7 protein-coding genes are annotated in these 5,990 nt (G+C 69.2%); 3 read left to right on the top strand and 4 right to left on the bottom strand.

Going from position 1 to position 5,990, the window contains the following annotated elements; translation table 11 throughout:
• Nucleotides 1-380: 380 nt before the first annotated feature.
• The 3 genes from oxlT (at nucleotide 381) to JWQ05_RS15700 (ending at nucleotide 2,415) form a co-directional block, all read left to right on the top strand.
• Entirely contained in the window at nucleotides 381-1,679 is a 1,299-nt protein-coding gene (gene oxlT, locus JWQ05_RS15710; RefSeq protein WP_299660144.1) for an oxalate/formate MFS antiporter, read from the top strand.
• A gap of 162 nt (nucleotides 1,680-1,841) precedes the next feature.
• Nucleotides 1,842-2,039 (top strand): hypothetical protein, encoded by a 198-nt coding sequence (locus JWQ05_RS15705; RefSeq protein ID WP_299660141.1) that lies wholly within the window; start codon nucleotides 1,842-1,844, stop codon nucleotides 2,037-2,039.
• A 208-nt stretch (nucleotides 2,040-2,247) separates the two neighbouring features.
• A complete protein-coding gene (locus tag JWQ05_RS15700; RefSeq protein ID WP_299660139.1) occupies nucleotides 2,248-2,415 on the top strand; it encodes a hypothetical protein in 168 nt (55 codons plus the stop codon).
• 187 nt (nucleotides 2,416-2,602) lie between these two features.
• Here the strand turns inward: JWQ05_RS15700 and JWQ05_RS15695 are convergent, their stop codons facing one another.
• The 4 genes from JWQ05_RS15695 to JWQ05_RS15680 all read right to left on the bottom strand — a co-directional run.
• Nucleotides 2,603-3,163 carry a hypothetical protein gene (locus tag JWQ05_RS15695; RefSeq protein ID WP_299660137.1) on the bottom strand — a complete coding sequence of 187 codons (561 nt, stop codon included), beginning with the start codon at nucleotides 3,161-3,163 and terminating at the stop codon, nucleotides 2,603-2,605.
• A 127-nt stretch (nucleotides 3,164-3,290) separates the two neighbouring features.
• Nucleotides 3,291-4,019 carry a 6-phosphogluconolactonase gene (gene pgl, locus JWQ05_RS15690; protein ID WP_299660135.1) on the bottom strand — a complete coding sequence of 243 codons (729 nt, stop codon included), beginning with the start codon at nucleotides 4,017-4,019 and terminating at the stop codon, nucleotides 3,291-3,293.
• Nucleotides 4,020-4,070: 51 nt separating this feature from the next.
• The gene (gnd, locus tag JWQ05_RS15685; RefSeq protein WP_299660133.1) at nucleotides 4,071-5,045 is read right to left on the bottom strand and encodes a phosphogluconate dehydrogenase (NAD(+)-dependent, decarboxylating); all 975 of its coding nucleotides are present in this window, start codon (nucleotides 5,043-5,045) and stop codon (nucleotides 4,071-4,073) included.
• Nucleotides 5,046-5,210: 165 nt separating this feature from the next.
• A partial coding sequence (locus JWQ05_RS15680) for a phosphate acyltransferase (protein WP_299660131.1) occupies nucleotides 5,211-5,990 on the bottom strand: 780 nt, incomplete at its 5' end.

Genomic DNA, 5,990 nt, shown 5'->3' with positions numbered 1-5,990 from the left:
CCGAGGTCCGCCGGGGTGATGGGTCCGCCAGGATCATGGGTCCGGACGCGCCTCGCGTCGCCTGCCGCAAGGTTTCGGCGCACGGGCCGAGGTCTCCGTCACGTGGCCGCCCCGCGAAGACCGGCTGCTCCCACGCGCCATCGGATCCAGCACAAAGAGGCAAGGCAAACGAGCGGTCAGCACTGTTTAATCCGAAAAAATGTCGCCGATTCATGAATTATTTTGCTTGTACGGCCATCTTGCATACCAAATAATACATACACGCGACTGGTTAGTCTGGGCGGAAGGATCCGTTCCTGCACGGAGAGCAAAATCTTGAACGATAGTTCAGATCAGGCATAACCCCACGCAAGCTCGACGTTGAATAAGGGAGAAAGCTCATGGCTTCGTCCGCCGCCGCGCCCCCCACGGCGAAACCGACCGCCAACCGATGGCTACAACTCGTGCTTGGCGTGGCCTGCATGGTCGCGGCGGCGAACATCCAATATGCCTGGACGCTCTTCGTTCCGGAAATCCAGAAGACCTTCGGCTGGGATCGCGCGGCCATCCAGGTCGCCTTCACGATCTTCGTGGTGGTGCAGACTTGGCTGACCCCGATCGAGGGCTACTTCATCGACAAGTACGGCCCGAGCCGCGTGGTCATGTTCGGCGGGCTGATGACGGGTCTGGCCTGGATCATCAACTCGTACGCCACCACGCTCACCGGATTCTATGCCGGCTCGGTCGCCGGCGGCATCGGCGTCGGCTGCGTCTACGCGACCTGCATCAACAATGCCCTGAAGTGGTTCCCCGACAAGCGCGGCCTCGCGGTCGGCCTGACGGCGGGCGGCTACGGCGCGGGTTCGGCGCTGACGATCATCCCGATCGCCAACATGATCGCGGCGGGGAGCTACGCCCAGGCCTTCTTCACCTTCGGACTGATCCAGGGCGGCATCATCATGCTGGCGGCCATCGGCCTGCGCGGGCCGGGCAAGGGCGAGGTCGTCTTCTCGACCAAGGTCCTGCAGACGCGGCGCGACTACACCCTGCGCGAAGCCCTGCGCACACCGGTGTTCTGGGTGATGCTGCTGATGTTCACCTGCACGGTCACCGGGGGATTGATGGCGGTCGCCCAACTCGGCGTCATCGCTCAGGACCTCGGCGTCAAGGAATTCCAGGTCAACCTGTACTTCTTCGCCATGGCCGCCTTGCCCTTCGCGCTGATGCTCGATCGGGTCATGAACGGCATCTCGCGTCCGCTCTTCGGCTACGTGTCGGACCGGATCGGGCGCGAAAAGACGATGTTCATCGCCTTCACGATGGAGGGGATCGGCATCGTGGCGCTCGGCTACTTCGGCACGAACCCGTGGGCCTTCGTGATCCTCTCGGGCATCGTGTTCCTGGCCTGGGGCGAGGTCTACTCCCTGTTCAGCGCCACCGCCGCCGACACCTTCGGCTCCAAGCACATCGGCAAGATCTACGGCGTGCTCTATTGCGCGAAAGGCTTCGCGGCCCTGTTCGTCCCCTTGGGCAACCTGCTCATGCAGGCCACCGGCACCTGGGCGACGGTCCTCTACACCGTGGCGGTCATGGATCTGATCGCGGCCTTCCTCGCCATCGCCGTGCTCCGGCCGATGCTGAAGCGGCACCACGCCGCGCAAGGCTCGCTCCAGCCGGCCGGCGCCCTGGCGCATGCCTGACGGCGACATCCGCCCCGGCGCATCGCGGCGGGGCGGCGTTTTCGTGATCCCAGATCCGGTGGACCGCCCCGAGACCGCCGGCCGAACACATCGGTCGGACAGCGGGTGAGAAACGCTCGTCCGGGTTCCGTGCGCACCGGGTTCCGGCCAGAAGGCTCCGAGATGGTCACCTCAATCCTCATCGCCCTGGTGAGCATTCCCTTCGCGGCGATCGTGTTGCGAAACGCGGATTTCAATCGGGACGTCTTCGCGGTGCTGTACGTCTCCTCCCTCGGACTCGTTCTCTCGGCCATCCTGCTCGTGGGCGGGTATTATCTGCTGCCGCTCCCGCCGATCGTCCCAGAGCCCATCCATCGCTGAGGCGAAGGGAGCGTTCGCGAACCGGACGATCACGCCAGGGCTCCGGCGCCGGGGCGAACACTGCGGATGGGCGGTGGGGCCGCGCAAGCCGGAAGCGCCGGCGATCGAGCCACGCACCGGTTGCATGAGCTCGATGCGATATGTGGTATACCAAGGCTCGTTGTGCAGTGCGATAACCACGCTTCACGACGTCACCGGAGTTCCCACCATGATCGCGCTGTTCGTTCTCGGTCTGGCCGCCGTCGCCATCGGACCGATGCTGGCCCTCCTCACCGACGATGCCGCCTCGGGTTCGTTCGTGGCGGACACCGCCTCGGCCGGCATGTTTGTCGCGCTCAACGACAACGCCGAGGACACGGTCCGGCGCGCAGCCTGATCCGCTTCGCCGGGATCATCCCTGTTTCGACCCGCCCCGCTCCGCCGCGGCGGGTTTTTTCATGCAAGGCGGCCGATCCTCGAACCTTTGTCCGGGCAACCTGGCCGCATCGGTGTCCGACCGGGCCTTCGTCCGACGGCGTCGCCCAGGCGCCGGGCTTCCGCTTGGGATCAGCGCCAGGACCGAATCAGGGGCTTCGCGCGGGCCGTGACGGAGGAGGGACACGACCCGGGCGGGCCTGCTTCACGACAGGCACCGGCGGCTCCTCCACCGAGAGGTCGCCGCTCTCGTCGTCGAGGACCGGGATCAGATCGACGCTGAGGGTCGGGCGATCGTCACGCGCCCTGTCGCGCGATGGCGCGGGCGAAGGGGCGCGGACCGGCACGGGTGCGGCGAGGGCGGTCGTCACCGGGGCGATCGCGGGCGCGGGCGATGGCTCCGCCCAGGCCCGGACGGTGGCGTCAGCCTCAGGCGTCGCGGCCCAGACCCGGGCCGGCGCTTCGAATCGGGCGGGCGCAGGAGCCTTCGCGCCGAGGACGAGCAGGACAGGCAGACTGAGCACGGCCACGATGACGAGGCCGGTGACGGCACCGGAACGGATGCCGCGAAGGACCGGATGATCGCCGACGTCCGTCACGCTGCGCAAGGGTCCGATCCGGTGCCGGGAGGCCCGGCGCCAGTGCGGCCGCGCGGCGGAGCGAAGGGGCAATCCCGTGAGGGATTCCCGGTCGGAGTGGTCCCCGTCCATGGCGCAGCGTCACGAAGGCCGGGACATTCCGGCAATCGGCAAGTGTTCGCCCAACATTTTTTGCAAAGCAACACCTTTTATCAAGTGAATGCCGGACGGGTCCGGCGTTCATCAGGTTTCGCGCGGTTCAGGCACCGGCCGCGTCCCGGTCGACCAGCCAGACGAGCCGGCCGACACTGCGGACGTGGCGCGCCGGCAGGTCCTCGCCGCGCGCGAGACGGCGCAGGGGTTCCTGCTTTCCCGCGCCGGTCACGAGGAACAGGGTCTCGCGGGCCGAGGCCAGGGCAGAAAAGGTGAGGGTGATTCGGGGCACGAAGGGGGCCAGCCCCGCCTCCGGCACCGGCGCCGTCCAGGCGGTGCGCTCGGCCAGAGCGGGCGTTGCCGGAAACAGCGAGGCGGTGTGCCCATCCTCGCCGAGTCCGAGCAGGACGAGGTCGAAGAGGGGCCGCGCGGGGTCGAGGTCCGCCGCGCCGTAGAACGCCCGCAGGGTCTCGGCATAGGCGCGCGCGCCCGCCTCCGGCGTACCGTCCGTCGCCATGCCGTGCAGGTGACCTTCGGGTATGGGCGCGTCGCCGAAGGCGTCGCGCGCCATGCGGACGTTGCTCGCCGCATCCGTCCACGGCACCAGGCGGTCGTCGCCGAAGAACCAGTGCAGGCGCTCCCAGGGCAGTTGCTCCCGGTAATCCGGCCCGGAGAGCCGCGCGTAGAGGCGCTTCGGGGTCGAGCCGCCGGCGAGGCAGACCGCGATGTCGTGGCGCGCCGCGCTTCGGCAGAGGGCGACGAGGCGCTTCGCGGCGGCGGCCGCCACCGCCTCGGCATCGGGCAGGACCTCGGCGCTCGGGGGCAGGGGGATCATCGGCGCGGCACCTCGGTGGCGGAGGGGAACGGGGCGGACAGGCCTGCGGCGCTACTTCGGCTCCTGGTGGCCGCCGAAGCCCTTGCGCATCGCCGAGAGCAGCTTGTCGGCGTAGGAGGCCTCCTCGCGCGAGCGGAAGCGCGCGTAGAGGGCGGCCGAGAGCACGTTGGCCGGGACCGATTCCTCGATCGCCGCGTTCAGGGTCCAGCGTCCCTCGCCGGAATCCGCGACGAAGCCGGAGAAGTCGGTGAGGTGCTCGTCCCGCGCCAGCGCCCCGGCGGTGAGGTCGAGGAGCCAGGACGAGACCACGCTGCCGCGCCGCCAGACTTCGGCGATGTCCCCGATGTTGAGTTCGAAGCGGTGGGTCTCGGGCAGGTCCGGGGAATTGGCGTGCCGGAGGATGTCGAAGCCCTCGGCATAGGCCTGCATCAGGCCGTACTCGATGCCGTTGTGGATCATCTTGACGAAGTGGCCCGCCCCGCTCGGGCCCGCATGGATGTAGCCGGCCTCCGCGCGCGGATCGCGGCCCTCGCGGCCGGGGGTCTTCGGGATGCTGCCGATGCCCGGCGCCAGGGTCCGGAAGATCGGGTCGAGGCGCTCGATGGCGGCCGTGTCGCCGCCGATCATCATGCAGTAGCCGCGCTCCAGGCCCCAGACGCCGCCGGAGGTGCCGACATCGACATAGTGGATGCCGGCTGCCTTCAACTCGGCGGCGCGGCGGATGTCGTCCTTGTAGAAGGAGTTGCCGCCGTCGATGACGATGTCGTCCGAGCCCATCAGGCCCGCGAGGGTCTTGACCGTCGCCTCCGTGATGGTGCCGGCCGGGAGCATCACCCATGCGGCGCGGGGGAGGCTGAGCTTCGCGACGAAGTCCTCCAGGCTCGAAGCCCCCAGTGCGCCCTCCGCCACCAGGGCGGCCACGGCTTCCGGGTTCTGGTCGAAGACGACCGCCTCGTGCCCGTCCCGCAGCAGGCGGCGGACGATGTTGCCGCCCATCCGGCCGAGGCCGATCATGCCGAGTTGCATCCGTGGTCTCCCGTGCCCGCGACGGCGTGGCGGACTTGGCGGCATGGGGGAACTTGGCGCCAGGCCCTCGCACGCCCTCTCCGAAGCAGGGCTACCGCATTTGACCCACCAGGGCGAGGCGGCGGCTGGGCCGCCTCGCCCTGCGTCCCACGCGTGGGTTGCGCCTCAGGCCGAGGTGGGGCCCACGCCCGGTTCGGCCAGCGGGGCGTTCTCGCCGATCGCGGCCGCCTGGGCCTCGACCACGGCAGCGGCCGTGACGTTGACGATGCCGCGCGCAGTGACCGAGGGCGACAGGATGTGGGCGGGTTTCGCCGGGCCGATGAGCAGCGGCCCCACGGGCAGGGCGTCGGCCAGCACCTTGGCGAACTGGAACGCGATGTTGGCCGCGTCGAGGTTGGGCAGGATCAGCACGTTGGCCGGGCCCTTGAGGCGCGAGGCCGGCATCACCCGGTCGCGGATCATCTCCGACAGCGCGGAATCGGCCTGCATCTCGCCATCCACTTCGAGATCCGGCCGGCGCTCGCGGATGAGGCCGAGCGCGGTGCGCATCTTCACCGCCGAGCGCGAATCCGACTGCCCGAAATCCGAGTGGCTGAGCAGCGCGATCTTCGGCGTCAGGCCGAAGCGGCGGACATGCTCGGCGCAGGCCACGGCGACGTCGGCGATCTCCTCGGCGCTGGGATCCGGCCGCACGTGGGTGTCGGCGAGGAAGTAGGCGCCCTCCTTGGTGACGATCAGGCTCATGGCGGCGAAATCGAGCACGCCGGGGGCCAGGCCGATCACGTCGCGGATCACCCGCAGGCGGGTCTCGAAGCGGCCCTCGAGTCCGCAGATCAGCGCGTCCGCCTCGCCGCGACGCACCGCGATGGCGCCGATCACGGTGTTGTTGGTGCGCACCAGGGTGCGGGCGGCGTCCGGCGTGATGCCGCGCCGGCCGGCGGCCTC

This window comes from Methylobacterium sp., from assembly GCF_028290105.1.
GTDB lineage: Bacteria > Pseudomonadota > Alphaproteobacteria > Rhizobiales > Beijerinckiaceae > Methylobacterium.
The sequence above is the reverse complement of the archived record's forward strand: the minus strand, read 5'-3'. Positions and strand labels throughout refer to the sequence as shown.

Excerpts from the sequence above, each read along its gene's own strand:
- oxlT (WP_299660144.1), top strand. The coding sequence starts at position 381 with ATGGCTTCGTCCGCCGCCGCGCCCCCCACGGCGAAACCGACCGCCAAC.
- JWQ05_RS15705 (WP_299660141.1), top strand. The coding sequence starts at position 1,842 with ATGGTCACCTCAATCCTCATCGCCCTGGTGAGCATTCCCTTCGCGGCG.
- JWQ05_RS15700 (WP_299660139.1), top strand. The coding sequence starts at position 2,248 with ATGATCGCGCTGTTCGTTCTCGGTCTGGCCGCCGTCGCCATCGGACCG.
- JWQ05_RS15695 (WP_299660137.1), bottom strand. The coding sequence starts at position 3,163 with ATGGACGGGGACCACTCCGACCGGGAATCCCTCACGGGATTGCCCCTT.
- pgl (WP_299660135.1), bottom strand. The coding sequence starts at position 4,019 with ATGATCCCCCTGCCCCCGAGCGCCGAGGTCCTGCCCGATGCCGAGGCG.
- gnd (WP_299660133.1), bottom strand. The coding sequence starts at position 5,045 with ATGCAACTCGGCATGATCGGCCTCGGCCGGATGGGCGGCAACATCGTC.